The organism is Pseudomonas fluorescens, from assembly GCF_900215245.1.
GTDB lineage: Bacteria > Pseudomonadota > Gammaproteobacteria > Pseudomonadales > Pseudomonadaceae > Aquipseudomonas > Aquipseudomonas fluorescens.
Map to the genome: position 1 here is coordinate 640,313 of NZ_LT907842.1, position 14,328 is coordinate 654,640.

The following is a 14,328-nucleotide window of genomic DNA, read 5'->3' on the forward strand; positions in this document are numbered from 1 at the left end:
AATCGTGTGACCGCCAGGAGGAAATCCTCCTAGCTGTGATCTGCTGCCTTGATCCGGTCGACAACCCGGGATGCCAGGTCATCAGGACGGAATTTGGCCAAAAAGTCATCGGCACCGACTTTCTTGACCATCGCCTGATTGAATACGCCCGACAACGAAGTATGCAGGATGATATGCAATTTTTGCATGCGTGGATCGTTACGTATCTCGGCCGTCAGGGTATAGCCGTCCATTTCTGGCATCTCGATGTCGGAAATCATCATCAAGAATTCTTCTTCCGGCTTCTTGCCTTCATCCACCAGCTTGCGCAGGTAATCCAGGGCCTGGCGACCATCGTTGAGCGCCACCACTTCCACACCGACGGTTTGCAGGCAGCGGCTCACCTGTTTGCGTGCCACCGAGGAGTCATCCACCGTGAGCACACGCAGGGAAATCGCCTTGTGCGCGGTCTCGGCGTCCACGACGCCCACCGAGATCGATTCCGAGGTAGGGGCCACTTCGGCGAGGATCTTCTCCACGTCGATAATTTCCACCAACTGGTTATCGACCCGCGTCACCGCCGTGAGGTAGTGATCGCGCCCGGTGCCCTTGGGTGGCGGATGGATCTCCTCCCAGTTCATGTTGACGATGCGCTCCACCGAGCGCACCAGGAAACCCTGGGTCTTGGTGTTGTACTCGGTGATGATCACGAACGGGTTCTCGCGGTCCTGCAGACCGGCGGAACTCGTGGCCAGGGCCAAGTCAAGAATCGGTATGGTCGCGCCACGAATGTTGGCCACGCCGCAGACCACAGGGCTGGATTTGGGCATTATGGTGAGCTTGGGGCACTGCAACACTTCCCGCACTTTAAACACATTGATGCCGTACAGCTGTTTGCCATCCAGGCGGAAAAGCAACAACTCCAGGCGATTCTGCCCTACCAGCTGTGTGCGCTGGTTTACTGAATCCATTACTCCTGCCATGCCCAGACTCCTACGCTAAAACCTTTGGGGGTACGACGCGTACCCAACACTAAACGGCACGAGCTTTGCTATTTATTGATTTATGAACCTTATAACGACAGTTTCCCGACGCCTTCGCCTCCCACGGTATAGCAGATTGCTCTGCGTCTCGATGGCACTGCTCGCCTTGGGCTCGGGCGTCACGGCACGTGCAGATAACGTCACCTTGCCTGATCTCCTTATCGGCGTCACTCAAGGCTTTCTTGAGTTCACTGTAGAAGATTATCTGGCGACCACACAGACACCTGGGCGTTATGAAATCCAAGTCAACCCGTTAGACCCACGCCTGCGCATGCCAATGTGCGACAAGGAATTGACGGCCTCACTGGAAAGCCCCGCCCAGCCCATCGGCCGCGTGACGGTAAAGGTGCGCTGCGAAGGTGCATCGCCCTGGACCGTGTTCGTGCCGGCACAGGTCAAACTGTTTCGCGATGTCGTGGTGGTCACTCGCCCGCTCAAACGCACGGGTATCATCGGTTTTGAAGACGTCGCCCTGCGCGAACGGGATATCAGCCTGATCAATCAGGGCTACCTCACCTCGCTGGATCAGGCGGTCGGGCAAAAACTGACCCGACCAATGGTGACCGATCAGGTCATCACATTGGTCCACCTGGAACAGGCTGAAGTGATTCGCAAGGGCGACCAGGTGGTGATTTCCGCCAGCAGTGGCGGGCTGACCGTCAAGATGCCGGGCGAGGCGCTGTCCAACGGCGGCATGAGCGAACAGATTCGAGTCAAGAACCTCAATTCCAACCGTGTCATCAAGGCGCAGGTGACTGCACCAGGCCAAGTTGAGGTGGCGTTATAGATCACTGGTATCAAACGCCAGCTTTTCCTACACTGTGCGTTGGATGTCGGCCTGTGCAGGTTTATTGTCAATCGAACCTAAAGTTTGTTCGGGTATGGCCGAAAACATGGCAAGCGTCCAAATACCCAGAGGTTTTTTTATCATGGTCATTGATTTCAGTCGTTTGAATAACACCCCGGCTTTGCCCGGCAATACGCGCACCAGTGGTGCCAAGGACAGCGTAGAGGCCAAAGCCCAGCCCCTGCCCGCCAAGGCAGAACAGGCCGGCGCCAGCCAGAGTGGGGAATCGGTACACCTGAGCAATGAGGCTCAACAGTTGCAAAAGGTCACTGACTCGCTGCGCGATCAACCCGTTGTCAATAAAGCCCGCGTGGCCGAATTGAAGCAGGCGGTCGCCGATGGCAGCTATAAAGTCGACAGCAACCGTGTAGCCAGCAAGCTGCTTAACTTCGAAGCCGAGCGCTAGGCAAAGGCCTGCGCAGGGCTTTTGGACGCTTAAACCCCAAGGCCAGCCATGCACCACGACGAACATTTGCTCCAACTGATCATTGATGATCTGGCGCCGACGCAACAGTTGCTCGAGCTGCTCAAAGAAGAATCCCTGGCCCTGTACGGCCGGGACATGCGCTTGCTGGAAGAAATTCTGGCGCGCAAGCAGTCGCTGATCGTGCTGCTGGAGCAGCATGGCAAGAAGCGCAGCGAAATTCTCATCAGCCTTGGCCTGCCGGCTGATCACGACGGCCTCGCACAACTGGCCAGCCATTCTTCGGTTGGCGATCAGTTGCTGGCGCAGAGCACCGCACTCAATCAGTTACTCGCCCAGTGCCAGGAAGCCAACCTGCTCAATGGCCAGTCGATCCAGCTTCAGCAAGCTACGACCGCCAACCAGCTGCGTATACTTCACGGCGGAGAACCTCCGGCGCTTTACAACGCCCAAGGTTCTACCTCACGTCTGGTCAAGCCAAGCACCCGCAGCCAAGCCTGACGCCGGTTTACAGCGCGCCCTATCCAAGGCGCGCAACATGCTGGCAAAATGCCGGTTCTTGCGTGTAGTCGTATTTTGTCTGGAGATGGAAGAACCGTGTTCAACGCCCTTAATGCGGAAGATGCTCCGCAGCCACCCAAGGTGCTCACCACGCCTCTGGAAATCGCCAGCACATTACGGATGCTGCAAGAGAGTCATGATCCGCTGATCATCACCTTCCACGAACGCAGTCAGCGCTTCCAGAGCTACCTGGTGGCCGTTGACCGGGACAGCAAGACACTGGCGCTGGACGAAATGATCCCCCGTGACGGTGAACGTTATCTCGAGAATGGTGAGCCGTTCCGTATCGAAGGCTTCCATGAAGGTGTGCGCGTCGCTTGGGAAAGCAACGGCACGCTGACCATCAGCGAAAAAGACGGCCATCGCATCTACACCGGCAGCATGCCTGCCGAGGTGGTCTACCATCAGCGCCGCAATGCCTTCCGGGCCGCGTTGAAGCTGGCGCAACTGGTCAACATCGAACTGGGTGGCGAAAAACTCAAGGCGCCCATCAGCGGCAAGTTGCTGGATATATCCGCCACTGGCTGCAAGTTGCGCTTTGAAGGGGATATTTCCGAACGCCTGCAGCTGGGCCAGGTCTATGACCGCTTTATCGCCGCCCTGCCCTTCGGCAGCATGACCACTTCCGTCGAACTGCGTTACCTGCACTTCGAAGACAAGATCAACACCACCTTCGCCGGCGTGCGCTTCCACAACATGAGCGGGCTGGTGCAGCGCCAGGTGGAACGTTTTGTGTACCAGCTACAGCGCGAAGCGCGGCGGTTCGACAAGGACGACGATTTTTAAGTCTTAGCGATCGCGGCAAAAAAAACGGGCAGATCCTGATGGGATCTGCCCGTTTTTGCTATCAGGGGCGCGCCCTGCTCAGATCGTGAGGATGGTCGTCTGGGCCGAGCGGCTCCGGCGGCCCTTCGAACGCCGGCTCATCGGCTGGCGACTGCGGATCCGCTTCAGCCTCCGGTTCGGGGTCAGGCACCACGGTCTGCATCTGCTCCTGCACCACCGCCTCGTCAACGCGGGGGTCCAGGCACGCGACCAGCGGCGAGCTGGACATGCTGTCGGGCATCGCCACGTGGTGCAGTGGCGCATCATCCACCTGATGCAGGTTGGTCACCGCTTTCGGCCGAATACGCCAGACCAGAATCAACGCACACAGGCTGAAAAACGCATACAGCATGTGGCTGCCGAACAGCTTCATGACCACACCGGCCAAGAGTGGCCCGACACTCGCACCAACCCCGTAAGTCACCAGCAACATGGCCGTCAGCGACACTCGGCGATCACCCTCAACATGGTCGTTGGAAAACGCTACCGCCAGCGGGTACAGGCAGAATTGCACCAGCGAACACAAGAACCCAGCCACGAACAGCACTTCCAAAGGCACGTGGGTCATCACCGCCAACGGCAACGCCGCCACCGCCAGACACAAGGCAAAGCAGCGAATCAACAAGGCCCGGTCATAACGGTCCGACAACCAGCCCAACGGCCATTGCACCAGCAGACCGGCGAAAATGCAGCTACCCATAAACAGACCGACCTGTTCAGTGGTCAGCCCCTGCTGTGAGGCGTAGAGCGGCGCCAAACCGTAGAACGAACCCACGATCAACCCCGCGCCCAAAACCGTACTGAGCGACTGTGGCACCCGCTTGATAAAGAAGCGCGGCTCCATCGGGGCGGGATGCAGGGGCGCTGGGTGAATCCGTCGCGTCATGGCCACGGGCACCAGGCACAACGCAAAGCACAAAGCGACCAGCATCAGCAATTCAAGACCGAGCTCGGGGTGCATCACCAGGATCAACTGACCCAACACCAACCCCAGGTAGGACGCGATCATATAGCCGCTGAACACCACGCCTCGCTGCTTGGCATCCGCCTGCTCGTTGAGCCAGCTTTCGATGACCATGTATTGGCACATCATGCCCAGACCCACAATCATCCGCAGCACGATCCAGGCCGGCAGCCAGTTGATCAGGCCATGCCCGAGCACCGCTGCACCGACAATCCCGGCGCAGGTGGCATATGCACGAATGTGCCCGACCCGGGCGATCAGGCGGTGACCGATCTTGCCACCCAGCACCAGGCCAAAGTAGTTGGCCGCCATGAGCGCACCCACCCATAAGCTGTCGACATGGTCGGCCGCCAGGCGCAATGCAAGGTAAGTACTGAGCAGGCCGGACCCGATCAACATCATCAAGGAGGCGAAATAAAGGGCTCGAAAAGATTTCCAGATTTGGCGCATCGGCGTTCCGAGCGGCTCCTTGCAGTGAGGGACAGGGCTATCGGAATGATAGTCCGGTGTTACCAGGCCCGGACAGGCGATAAAGGCTGTTTTCCGGGAATATTTTGCTTAATAGCTCAGACGCTGCCTGGCCGGTTGCAAGGTACAAAGGTTGCGATAAATAACCACGCACCTGCTGTGAACGCTGATCACCGGCAAGGTTCGACCGGTGTTCGTCAAGCACGCACAAAAAAGCCCCGCCAGAGCAATCCGTACGGGGCTTTTTAGAGGAGCCACGAATCTGGCGTCCCACGGCCGGTTCGATTCCTTGTCTTGGTCACCCCTTTATAGCCAACGAGTCTAGTCACCAAGGCGCGCATTCGTGAAAGACGGCTAGCCTCGTAATCGAGTAGCGATGGCAGGGATGTCGCTACTCGTTCTGCTAGCAATGACTAAAGGAAATACCTCCCATGGACGGCTCCGCGATCACAACGTTTCAGATTATGAGCGTTGCCCTGCGTTTTGCTTGGCGACCATGAGGAAACGGCTCAGAACCAGCCCCGCGTGATGCGCCGGGCGGGTGCTGGTTCGTGCACCTACAGCAATGCTCATGCTGTCGTCATTTCGTCTTGGAAGAGGCGAGATATGACGATTAAGAAACACCCAAACTTATGAAAGGAAAATAGCGTGCCTTATCTCGTCGAGTTTCATAACAGAGCAGGTTTCGCCTCAAGCTTCAGGGTCGAATGGGACGGCGGCGAATGCCCTCCCGATAGAACCGAGATGACCACCGCCGGTGGCGTTGCGAAGGTCAACCTTCGTGAGCAAAATGTTCCCGAGGGCGCCTCCTGCTGGGCGAGAGCCTACGTTCAGGGCGGGCCAAACCACGACTCGGGCGACAACTTCACCTACAGAAGCGCCGATACTTCTGTCGCGTCTTACTCAATCACCGGCACCACGCTCAACTCCTCCTTCGAGTTGGACATCAACGACTGAGCACGCAGCTCGGTCACTGTGGGTGACGGGGCGTTTGCTGCGTCGCCTCCGGACCACCGACCGGCAGGCGTTGATGAGGCTGCTCAAGGGGCTTGCTTAAAACGCTGACAAAAAAAAGCCCCATGAGCACGTGGCTCAACGGGGCTTTTTGCTGCCTGTAACATTTCTGTTGCACCCGCTGTGCACGAGCGCTCAACGACAACAACAGAAACGGCTGGAGGTCTTTGTTTATATGGTGTCCCAGGGCCGGTTCGAACGGCCAACCTTCCCCTTAGGAGGGTCATATCAAGCCCAGCCACCATTGAGGCGACCCAGTATTTATTGGCCTTAGCGTCCGGTTGTGTCCGTAAAAACGACCCCGTATAGTTCTTTTTGCACCCACCATGCACCCATGGAAACAGATTGAAAGAGAAGCTAACAGCCAAACTGCTGGGATCACTGCAGGTCACTGGCAACGAATACGAAGTTCACGATACCACCGTCGGCGGTCTATTCGTGCGTGTTACTGCCGCAGGTGCAAAGTCTTACGTCGTCTCCTGGGCCCGTGGCCGGAAGAAGACTTTAGGCCGTGTCGGCATTCTCACGCTTGATCAAGCGCGCACTGAGGCAACTCAGTACCTCGCAGAAGCCAGATCACATGGAGAGCCTCTGGCGGTCACTCAAGGCCGAAGGGGCGCCACCCTGCCCTCCTTGCGTGACTTCATTGAAGACACCTATATGCCGTGGTTCAAGGCGCATCACAAAGGCCACGAGAAGACGCAGCACACCCTCAGTAATAACTTCGACCCAATCATGGCCCAGCGCCTGGACGCGATCACCGGGCGAGACCTGGAGCAGATCCGTACCGGATGGATGCAGGCCGGCAACAAGGCCTCGACGGTGAATAGAAAAATGGGCTCAATCAGTGGTGTTTTCAGTCGTGCCGTTGAGTGGGAGTACATCGATACACACCCGCTGACCAAGCTGAAACAGCTCAAAGTCGACTCAAAGGGGGTGATTCGCTACCTGGCTGCCGACGAGACCAAGCGGCTACGCGAGGCCTTGGACGCTCGACAGGATGAAATGAGGGTCGAGCGTGAGAGTGCGAACACTTGGCGGACGGACCGCCACAGAGAGCCGATGCCAAGCCTGCTGCAACTGCCCTTCACCGATCACCTGAAGCCAATGGTGTTGGTATCGTTGAATACCGGCATGAGGCGCGGAGAGCTGTTCGACCTGAAATGGTCAGCGGTGAACTTCGACACGAAGACAATCACAGTCGCCGGGGCCACCACCAAGACAAGCGATACGCGCCACATCCCGATGAACAAGGAGACTATTGGTGTGCTGGAAGCCTGGAAGAAGCAGGTGAGCAAGTCGCCGTATGTGTTCCCAGGTCAGAGCGGCGGTCGCTTTGAGGACGTCAAAAGCGCCTGGCTCAAGTTGCTTGAGCGGGCGCAGATCGACGGGTTTCGCTGGCACGATATGCGTCACGACTTCGCGTCACGCCTGGTAGTGGCTGGCGTGCCGCTCAACACGGTGCGGGATCTGATGGGGCACGCCGATATCAAAATGACGCTGCGCTACGCTCACTTGGCGCCAGGGACAAAGGCGGCGGCGGTTGAGTTGATTTAGCGTTTTATACCCAAGCTCTCAATCAAATCATCAGACTCTCGCTCTGCACCCAGATAACCAATCCCATCGTCATCCTGAAATACCACTCCAGGGACTTTGATGTCTGGCGCTACTGAAGAGAGCGGCTTACCTATGTACTCTTCCACCTCTTCCGTAGATAAATCAGCACAAACTCCTTTGTCAGCAAGCTCCGCTGCCCGGTCCTTAATTAGCCCCCAAGCAAGCTTTATGGTTTTCCGCTTCGGGGTTACAAAAACAGTTTGACCGTCTTCGCTCTGCTGGAAAGCTCCCCCCATACGCTCGAAAGCGTAACTTCTGTAATCAGCATCTGCCTTGCTACGGACCTCATATTTTGTGAAAAAAATGTGGTTAGCACCCTCAAGCACGGAACGAATACAGCCCTCTTCATGATTTAGCAATGACGGGGTGAACATAGCCATATTAACCACCCTATCACTTTCAATCGGCGACCAAATTCGCTCGGACGCATACACAAGTGACTGCTCAGCGCTGGCCAGTACCACCTTACGGTCGTGCGCTAGGCGCGACACGGCAGACTCGATCACACCTGTGATGCTCTGGTGACCAACTCTAGACAAAAGCTCGATAAGAAATTTGACGCGAGGGTCGAGCCTCAACGTCAGCGCATCGGTCTTCTTCGGCGTTTTTTTAATCGTCATCAGGTTCTCCTTGCCGCGAAGTATACGCCTTGGTGAGTCCCATTCAATCCGAATATTACTGCACATAATTTGACGTGCAGTATTTCTATAGGTTAGCCTTCTGGCGACTGGCAAAACTCAATCCATTAAACGCCAGACGGAGAATATCCATGTCCCAAATTGCTCAACCTACCCCTCTCTCAGTGAGCGTTGAAGACGCTGCGAGGCTAGTCGGTCATTCCCGCTCAGGGATATATGAGGTGATCGCGCAAGGAGAGTTGAAGGCCTTCAAGCTCGGTAAACGCCGTCTAATCCTTGTAACTGAACTCAAAGCTTGGATCGAACGCGCAGCAAAGGTCGGCGCACGGTGAAGTGCGAAAAGAATAAGGAGTGGGGATTGCGCAAGGCTGCGCGAGAGATTGCCAAGGCGGTGCTCGAACACCGCCTTAGCGAAAACACACTGGATAGCACCAACGTGAAGGGCAAACTATGACACGTCATTCTTCAACAGAGCAAGACTGCAAGATGATGGAGGCCCTGCGAAACGGGCCGGTATCGACCATCGAAGCCGCCAAGGACCTGGATATTGTCCAGCCCCCCAACACCATCCGACGCCTCAGGAAAAAGGGTCACGAAATTCGCACCTACTGGACGCACCAGTCCACCGAGCCAGGCCGGCCACCTCACCGCGTCGCCAAGTACATCCTGATGCGCGAAGCGTCGTAATCCAGAGCTCGTAGAGGTCTCCGCAGTTTTGCGGCGACCTCTTGCGCCTGCCTGTGAGCTGCCGGTGGGCTTCGGCCCGTTGGTTATCCAGCCGAATTACGCTGAGGTCGATTCAGTGGAATGCCTAGCCACAAAACTACTTAGCCGTGGCGACACGGTTAGCATTGAGCGTGGGCAGCTCGTCATTCAACCGGCGAGCGGCAAGCCCGTACCGCCGGAGTGGATCAGTACCAACCGGGCCAGAATTTGCCGTGAAGTGCTTATATCGGTGGGCCTGGATGCATTCGAGTACGTAGGCTATTCAACTGGGCACTACGGCAAAACCCGGAGCGCCGGTATCACGCTTCAGTTTGTCTCGATGCTGTCCGGCCAATCTGTCTACGCAGTGTTCAACGCCGATCTGACGCGTCAGCGGAACACCGCTACGGCTAAGGCTGGCGCTATGCTGCCAAAAGGACAATTCCGCATCGGCAAGCGCAGCCACTTCTACAAGTTCTGGATGGGGACCGGCCTGCCTTTTCCTCGGCGGCTGGCGGCTATGCACGATTACATGGGGAAGCTACGTAGCGTCCTGGTGACTGGATCAGTGACTGATGACCGCTTCAAAGTCGGCAGTCTGCTGCCTGTCAGTCTGACCGCAGAGCAATTCGGAGCAGCCATTTTGCCGGACAACATCCGGACAATTTCCGGACAAGCGCCGGACAACTCCCGGACAAAAGTACCGGACAAGGAAATGCCTACAGACCACGAACCAAAAGGGTTACAGCCGTTTCCAACTACGTGTGCTTCAAACTACGGAAACAAGGTAATAAGGGAGGACGGTTACAAGACCTTTCCTTACTCCCCCATACACACACCTAAGCCACCACAGGACCAGAGTGTTGATGAGTGGTTGGAGGCATACAGCTCAACCTGATCTACTTTGCTGAGAAGGCACCGACCGCCAACAAATGAAAAAGGGCACCACCCTGTTTCGGGGTAGTGCCCTCGATGCTGCGAAGGTTTCGTTGCTTATCAGCCCTACTCCAACACCACCGCGCGGTATTGCTGATCGCCGCCCAGGTCATCCGAGCCGAACAGAGCCTGATTGACGGCCTTCCTACTCTCAAGCAGAAGGTCATGCTCATCATGAGTGCCAATGTCCGCCGCAATCCACTCAGGGAGCTCCTTACGCCGCCGCATCTCGCTTAGGTGCGTCCACCACCGGGTAGCGTAACGACGCTCTGCAAGAATGAGTTCAACCACTAAGGTTCGTTGCTTCTCGGTGAAGAGGGGCAGGTGTACGACGCTGGAGTCGCCCACCTCAGTGCCTACCGAGCCCTCCGCTTCAAATTCGGACTTGTCTTGGCCTTTCAGGGCGTTACTGATATTTTGGTAAAGTTGCATGACGTTCACCTTCAAGTTGCGTCGTGTGATCGCCAGGCCGCTGTTAGCGCAGCGGCTTGGCACCTCTTCTGAGATGGCCCAATTCAGGACCATCGACCTGATCGGCTAATTTCTCAGCCGATCAATCGGCGAAATATTCCGCCGGTTACTGTTTACCCTTCTCGCTGATCCAGCCTGCCGCCCAGCTCATGGGGTCTTTCGACTCCATCGGATCTAGTGGCTTGCCGTCTCGCGCCGCCTGTTTACCCTCCTCCTCTGTCTCTGTGTGAATCCACATCGTGGTGTTCTTATAGCCAGCTGCGCGTTGTCGCTCTTTGAATGCGCGCTGCCGCAGCGTGTTGGGGCTTTCGGTCTTGTCAGTCATCTAGCCTTCTCATTACCGGTAACGCAAACCATACTGTCACACCATTACCGGTAACGCAAGACGAGGATTCTAAAGATTGTAGGATCTCGGATCGAAGCTTCTGATGTGCCAAGCAGATTTGAGCTTGATTCGATCGATACAGATCATAAGTTCACACAGAACCAAGGTTAATGGAGTCTGCACAAAAATCTTCTTGATGGCATAATGCCCTCGAACATCAAGGATGGCTAAAAATGACCGTAGATAGCTCCGCTGAAATCTTAAATAATCTCCACATAGATAGAACAATAAGAGCACGATACTTATTTACATTTACCCCACTACTTGTGGCAGCTTTATTAAAATTCTATATAGAAGTAAATTTTAACCCAAATCAAAATTTAAAGTTAACGATAGCAGAATATCTGTACCCAGCCCTTATAGCCATTAGCTTTATTTCCGCATTGCTTTGGTACCTACATACCGGCTTCAGAGATAGAAAAATACTCGAACAACAAGCAAACTTTGCCACACCACAAGCAAAGAGCGAACTAGCATACAACGAAAAAATCTCCGAATTAGAAAGCAAAATAAAACATCTACAAACCTTAAACCCTGAAAGAATTGAGAGCACAAGAGAACATACACACGCCATTCAGAGCACATTTAATTCCGATCTAAACACAGCTGAAAAGCACAACTATCGACAACGGCTAAATTTAATAATCAATCTATCAAGAGACCTATCCTTCAAAAGGATAAAAAATGAAATTAGTCGATCAGGGTTTCGTGGCATTGTTTATCTTACAACTGGTGTATGCCTAGCTATCCTAGGTATCCTAGGACTGGCCGGCTTTGTATTTCCCGGTGCATTCGGGACTTACTCAAAGCTATTTGATAGCGTGCCCCCAGTTGGCGCGAGCGAATATGCAGTTGCAATTCACTACACCTCAAGATTTTCATTAATTATCTCAATTGAGATTTTAGCGTACTTTTTTTTGCGACTGCATAAGTCGAACCTAGTCGACGCTAAATACTATCAAAATGAGCTGACCAACCTCGAGCTAAAATATATATCACTAGACGCCGCACTTTACTTAAAACGTGCAGATATAACACACAAAGTAATTTCAGAGTTTTCTGAAACCGAAAGAAATCACATTCTCGAAAAAGGCCAATCAACTATTGAACTAAAGAGGGTCGAATTAGAAAAAAATCAATTCATTGAAATCACTAAATCACTAGTATCCCTAGCACCGAAATCCAAATGACACCCTCCCTTATAATTACCAGCACTGAGGTCATGATGTATAACCTTCCAAAGTTTTCATAAAGCGAACGAAAATCAAAAGAAACGAAACGTTTACCACTGAACCGATATGGAGATCGCTCGATGACACCAGGCTACATATACGTCCTGCAAAACGAGCTCTTTGGGCCCTACGTAGTTAAGATTGGTCTAACAACATTAGAACCCGACTTAAGAGCACTGCAGCTTTACAGCGGCTCATCAGGCGTACCAACACCTTTCGATATTTTCACTGCCTACTCAGTAGGTGACTGCAAACTTGCAGAAAAAACAATTCACAAACGCTTAAAAGCGTTTAGGATTAACGGGAGGCGAGAGTTTTTTCGATCCGCACCGTCAGTAGCAGCGTCACTAGCGTATGAAACTTGCGCAGAAATCAATAACAGGCTGGGACTTACTCCGCCAGAACCCTTCATACTAAAAATGAAAAAAAGCAAGAACAATAGAAAAGCAACAGAAGAGATAGAGCGTAAAATTACTTTACCTGAGGACAGTTTCAGGTCAGTCAAAATTGAGCTTCATAAGCTAAGAGCGAGTCCACCGGGAATCAGTAAATTGACCCCTGAGCAAGAGGATAGGATAAAAGTAGTAGCAATGCTACTTTCCAACATCTACCCTTCCGCACTGCAAGATTGGTTAGAAGATTTTACGCGAGACCGCACCCCTGAACGCGAGCTTTGCATTTGGGAGCACATCACCAAAGCCTATCTCACAATTGAAGAAATAGAGATTGCCAGTGATGATTTTAAGCTTGAGGCGTTTGCTTTGCTCTTGCTTCGGTCTACATCAACAACGGCAGAGGTCTTAGCTGATATGACCTTAAGACACTTCACCTACAAATCAGCCAAGCGACTCCTACAAGCATACGAGCTCAAACCAAAGCCACTATTAGTTACAACAAAACGCCCAGTCTGGGCAACAATAAACCTTAACTAATAAGCCACTACTAACCGATATAAAATTTCAAATGGATATAGTTAATCAAGGGGATTTCACTAGATATTTCGGGGCAGGGATATAAAACTTATTCTTCAAGTAGTGGTAACAAGTATCCACGAGATGGATAGAGTCGCCTCTGTGGGGCCACTCAAAATGAAGTACAATATCGCTAGTCAAGTATTGACCACTAATCGACGTAGTATAGTTCGGCAAACCGAGATGATAGTGCCAGAGATTATTTGAGCTTGTATAGGCAAAATCAGGATGCTTCGGATCAAGCCCTTTCCAGGAATGAGAAATCTTCCCAGGGTAATTGCGAAAATCTCTCAAGCCGACAGACATGAACGTCGCAACAAAACTCACTACAGCGTTCTGTTGATCTTCAGGATAATTCTGAAATTCCAGAGCAAACAGATCGTTGTAGGAGGCAGAGTAAGGCAATGGCAATCATCCTTCATGAGTACCCAGATTGGCTTCAGCACGCTTCGCTGCGGCCAAGATATGTTCTCGAATCTGCTCCCCAGTAAGGCCCTGAGGGATGACATAACGAGGCATATTGCGCGCCGTTTTCATGCGCTCTACGTCTAATGAGACGTTTTCTTTGGAGCTCTTCGTATGTGTCATGTTTTCCATGATGCACCCCGCCTAGGGGAATGAGACCAGCAATGTGGATGCTAGCTGATAGGTAGAATTTCGCACTCGCCATTCGTCAGGCAGGTTGTGAATCCGCTTTCGCTCACCACACCCACAGGATCCGGGAGCTTCCGACTCATCTTGAATCAAGTCAACAGGTGAATACCACGACCCGACTACTGGTTGATTGCCAAGACATTAGGCGAGCGGGCCTTCCTATATAAATAGGACCGCCTGAGCGTCTATCCGTTCAGAGTTGCACGTGACGCCCGCTGTGAGACGGATTGATCTCACTGAGACCATTTGGTCTCACTGAGTGCGGAAAACAACACACAGAGTAGAAATCAACACAGGGGGTGGTCAACATCACCATACCTTTGCTGCAAGACCCGGGATGGAGCCTCCTCTCTTCCCTTCGAGACAGACCATATGAGCCGAATCGGATCTGATCATCTGCTTCGCGCCGCTTTGTCAGATCAGCAGGACGGATAAATGTCCCGGCAGGTTTGGCCCTCATCTGCCAATCAGCAGGATCGTAAATCGGAAATCTTCGAGGGCACTCCATCAACTAAGACGAAAGGGTATAGGCCGAGCCCTTAAAATGCGGTTATGGTGGCACTCTGCCTGTCCGATTGGATCCAGCTGGGTCCA

Annotated in this window: 17 protein-coding genes; 11 read left to right on the forward strand and 6 right to left on the reverse strand. The window is 53.5% G+C overall.

Translation table 11 applies throughout. The features are described from left to right. Nucleotides 1-29 precede the first annotated feature (29 nt). Entirely contained in the window at nt 30-962 is a 933-nt protein-coding gene (locus CPH89_RS02945) for a chemotaxis protein CheV (RefSeq protein WP_053257585.1), read from the reverse strand. A gap of 82 nt (nt 963-1,044) precedes the next feature. Here CPH89_RS02945 and flgA point away from each other — a divergent pair, with 82 nt between their 5' ends. The 4 genes from flgA (at nt 1,045) to CPH89_RS02965 (ending at nt 3,640) form a co-directional block, all read left to right on the forward strand. Next, nucleotides 1,045-1,809, forward strand: a complete 765-nt coding sequence (gene flgA, locus CPH89_RS02950) for a flagellar basal body P-ring formation chaperone FlgA (protein ID WP_053257586.1) — start codon at nt 1,045-1,047, stop codon at nt 1,807-1,809. Nucleotides 1,810-1,951: 142 nt separating this feature from the next. Beyond that, on the forward strand, nt 1,952-2,275 hold the full coding sequence (flgM, locus tag CPH89_RS02955) for a flagellar biosynthesis anti-sigma factor FlgM (RefSeq protein ID WP_053257587.1): 324 nt from the start codon (nt 1,952-1,954) through the stop codon (nt 2,273-2,275). 48 nt (nt 2,276-2,323) lie between these two features. Next, a complete protein-coding gene (locus CPH89_RS02960) occupies nt 2,324-2,794 on the forward strand; it encodes a flagella synthesis protein FlgN (RefSeq protein WP_053257588.1) in 471 nt (156 codons plus the stop codon). A gap of 96 nt (nt 2,795-2,890) precedes the next feature. Next, on the forward strand, nt 2,891-3,640 hold the full coding sequence (locus CPH89_RS02965; protein WP_053257589.1) for a flagellar brake protein: 750 nt from the start codon (nt 2,891-2,893) through the stop codon (nt 3,638-3,640). Nucleotides 3,641-3,701: 61 nt separating this feature from the next. On the opposite strand, the gene CPH89_RS02970 is transcribed toward CPH89_RS02965, so the two are convergent. Next, complete coding sequence (locus tag CPH89_RS02970; RefSeq protein ID WP_053257590.1) at nt 3,702-5,093, reverse strand: MFS transporter; 1,392 nt, start codon at nt 5,091-5,093, stop codon at nt 3,702-3,704. Nucleotides 5,094-5,759: 666 nt separating this feature from the next. Here CPH89_RS02970 and CPH89_RS02975 point away from each other — a divergent pair. After that, complete coding sequence (locus tag CPH89_RS02975; RefSeq protein WP_053257591.1) at nt 5,760-6,068, forward strand: hypothetical protein; 309 nt, start codon at nt 5,760-5,762, stop codon at nt 6,066-6,068. 402 nt (nt 6,069-6,470) lie between these two features. Beyond that, complete coding sequence (locus tag CPH89_RS02980) at nt 6,471-7,682, forward strand: site-specific integrase (protein ID WP_053257592.1); 1,212 nt, start codon at nt 6,471-6,473, stop codon at nt 7,680-7,682. On the opposite strand, the gene CPH89_RS02985 is transcribed toward CPH89_RS02980, so the two are convergent. Continuing rightward, nucleotides 7,679-8,362: a hypothetical protein gene (locus tag CPH89_RS02985; protein WP_053257593.1), complete on the reverse strand. Its 684-nt coding sequence runs from the start codon at nt 8,360-8,362 to the stop codon at nt 7,679-7,681. The two genes, CPH89_RS02980 and CPH89_RS02985, sit on opposite strands and share 4 nt — an antisense overlap. 149 nt (nt 8,363-8,511) lie before the next feature. Between CPH89_RS02985 and CPH89_RS02990 the strand changes: the two genes are divergently transcribed. From CPH89_RS02990 to CPH89_RS03000, 3 genes are all read left to right on the forward strand, one after another. Beyond that, nucleotides 8,512-8,712, forward strand: coding sequence for a helix-turn-helix domain-containing protein (locus tag CPH89_RS02990; protein WP_053257594.1), 201 nt, complete (start codon nt 8,512-8,514; stop codon nt 8,710-8,712). A gap of 118 nt (nt 8,713-8,830) precedes the next feature. After that, nucleotides 8,831-9,067 (forward strand): helix-turn-helix domain-containing protein, encoded by a 237-nt coding sequence (locus CPH89_RS02995; RefSeq protein WP_026013795.1) that lies wholly within the window; start codon nt 8,831-8,833, stop codon nt 9,065-9,067. Between the two features lie 64 nt (nt 9,068-9,131). Beyond that, on the forward strand, nt 9,132-9,983 hold the full coding sequence (locus tag CPH89_RS03000; protein ID WP_232005426.1) for a hypothetical protein: 852 nt from the start codon (nt 9,132-9,134) through the stop codon (nt 9,981-9,983). 104 nt (nt 9,984-10,087) lie between these two features. Here CPH89_RS03000 and CPH89_RS30505 read toward each other — a convergent pair whose 3' ends face one another. Beyond that, a complete protein-coding gene (locus CPH89_RS30505) occupies nt 10,088-10,453 on the reverse strand; it encodes a hypothetical protein (RefSeq protein WP_174599595.1) in 366 nt (121 codons plus the stop codon). A 145-nt stretch (nt 10,454-10,598) separates the two neighbouring features. After that, nucleotides 10,599-10,817 carry a hypothetical protein gene (locus tag CPH89_RS03010; protein ID WP_053257595.1) on the reverse strand — a complete coding sequence of 73 codons (219 nt, stop codon included), beginning with the start codon at nt 10,815-10,817 and terminating at the stop codon, nt 10,599-10,601. Nucleotides 10,818-11,050: 233 nt separating this feature from the next. Here CPH89_RS03010 and CPH89_RS30060 point away from each other — a divergent pair, with 233 nt between their 5' ends. Both CPH89_RS30060 and CPH89_RS03015 read left to right on the forward strand, forming a co-directional pair. Continuing rightward, the gene (locus CPH89_RS30060) at nt 11,051-12,067 is read left to right on the forward strand and encodes a hypothetical protein (RefSeq protein WP_141125118.1); all 1,017 of its coding nucleotides are present in this window, start codon (nt 11,051-11,053) and stop codon (nt 12,065-12,067) included. A 122-nt stretch (nt 12,068-12,189) separates the two neighbouring features. Next, complete coding sequence (locus CPH89_RS03015; protein WP_053257596.1) at nt 12,190-13,041, forward strand: GIY-YIG nuclease family protein; 852 nt, start codon at nt 12,190-12,192, stop codon at nt 13,039-13,041. Nucleotides 13,042-13,491: 450 nt separating this feature from the next. Here CPH89_RS03015 and CPH89_RS30065 read toward each other — a convergent pair whose 3' ends face one another. Further along, a complete protein-coding gene (locus CPH89_RS30065; RefSeq protein WP_141125117.1) occupies nt 13,492-13,677 on the reverse strand; it encodes a hypothetical protein in 186 nt (61 codons plus the stop codon). Nucleotides 13,678-14,328: the final 651 nt, after the last annotated feature.

Bases quoted from the DNA above. Each gene is read 5' to 3' on its own strand.
- CPH89_RS02995 (WP_026013795.1), top strand. From the start codon at position 8,831: ATGACACGTCATTCTTCAACAGAGCAAGACTGCAAGATGATGGAGGCC.
- flgM (WP_053257587.1), top strand. From the start codon at position 1,952: ATGGTCATTGATTTCAGTCGTTTGAATAACACCCCGGCTTTGCCCGGC.
- flgA (WP_053257586.1), top strand. From the start codon at position 1,045: ATGAACCTTATAACGACAGTTTCCCGACGCCTTCGCCTCCCACGGTAT.
- CPH89_RS02945 (WP_053257585.1), bottom strand. From the start codon at position 962: ATGGCAGGAGTAATGGATTCAGTAAACCAGCGCACACAGCTGGTAGGG.
- CPH89_RS02990 (WP_053257594.1), top strand. From the start codon at position 8,512: ATGTCCCAAATTGCTCAACCTACCCCTCTCTCAGTGAGCGTTGAAGAC.
- CPH89_RS02985 (WP_053257593.1), bottom strand. From the start codon at position 8,362: ATGACGATTAAAAAAACGCCGAAGAAGACCGATGCGCTGACGTTGAGG.
- CPH89_RS02970 (WP_053257590.1), bottom strand. From the start codon at position 5,093: ATGCGCCAAATCTGGAAATCTTTTCGAGCCCTTTATTTCGCCTCCTTG.
- CPH89_RS03015 (WP_053257596.1), top strand. From the start codon at position 12,190: ATGACACCAGGCTACATATACGTCCTGCAAAACGAGCTCTTTGGGCCC.
- CPH89_RS30505 (WP_174599595.1), bottom strand. From the start codon at position 10,453: ATGCAACTTTACCAAAATATCAGTAACGCCCTGAAAGGCCAAGACAAG.
- CPH89_RS03010 (WP_053257595.1), bottom strand. From the start codon at position 10,817: ATGACTGACAAGACCGAAAGCCCCAACACGCTGCGGCAGCGCGCATTC.
- CPH89_RS02960 (WP_053257588.1), top strand. From the start codon at position 2,324: ATGCACCACGACGAACATTTGCTCCAACTGATCATTGATGATCTGGCG.
- CPH89_RS30060 (WP_141125118.1), top strand. From the start codon at position 11,051: ATGACCGTAGATAGCTCCGCTGAAATCTTAAATAATCTCCACATAGAT.
- CPH89_RS30065 (WP_141125117.1), bottom strand. From the start codon at position 13,677: ATGGAAAACATGACACATACGAAGAGCTCCAAAGAAAACGTCTCATTA.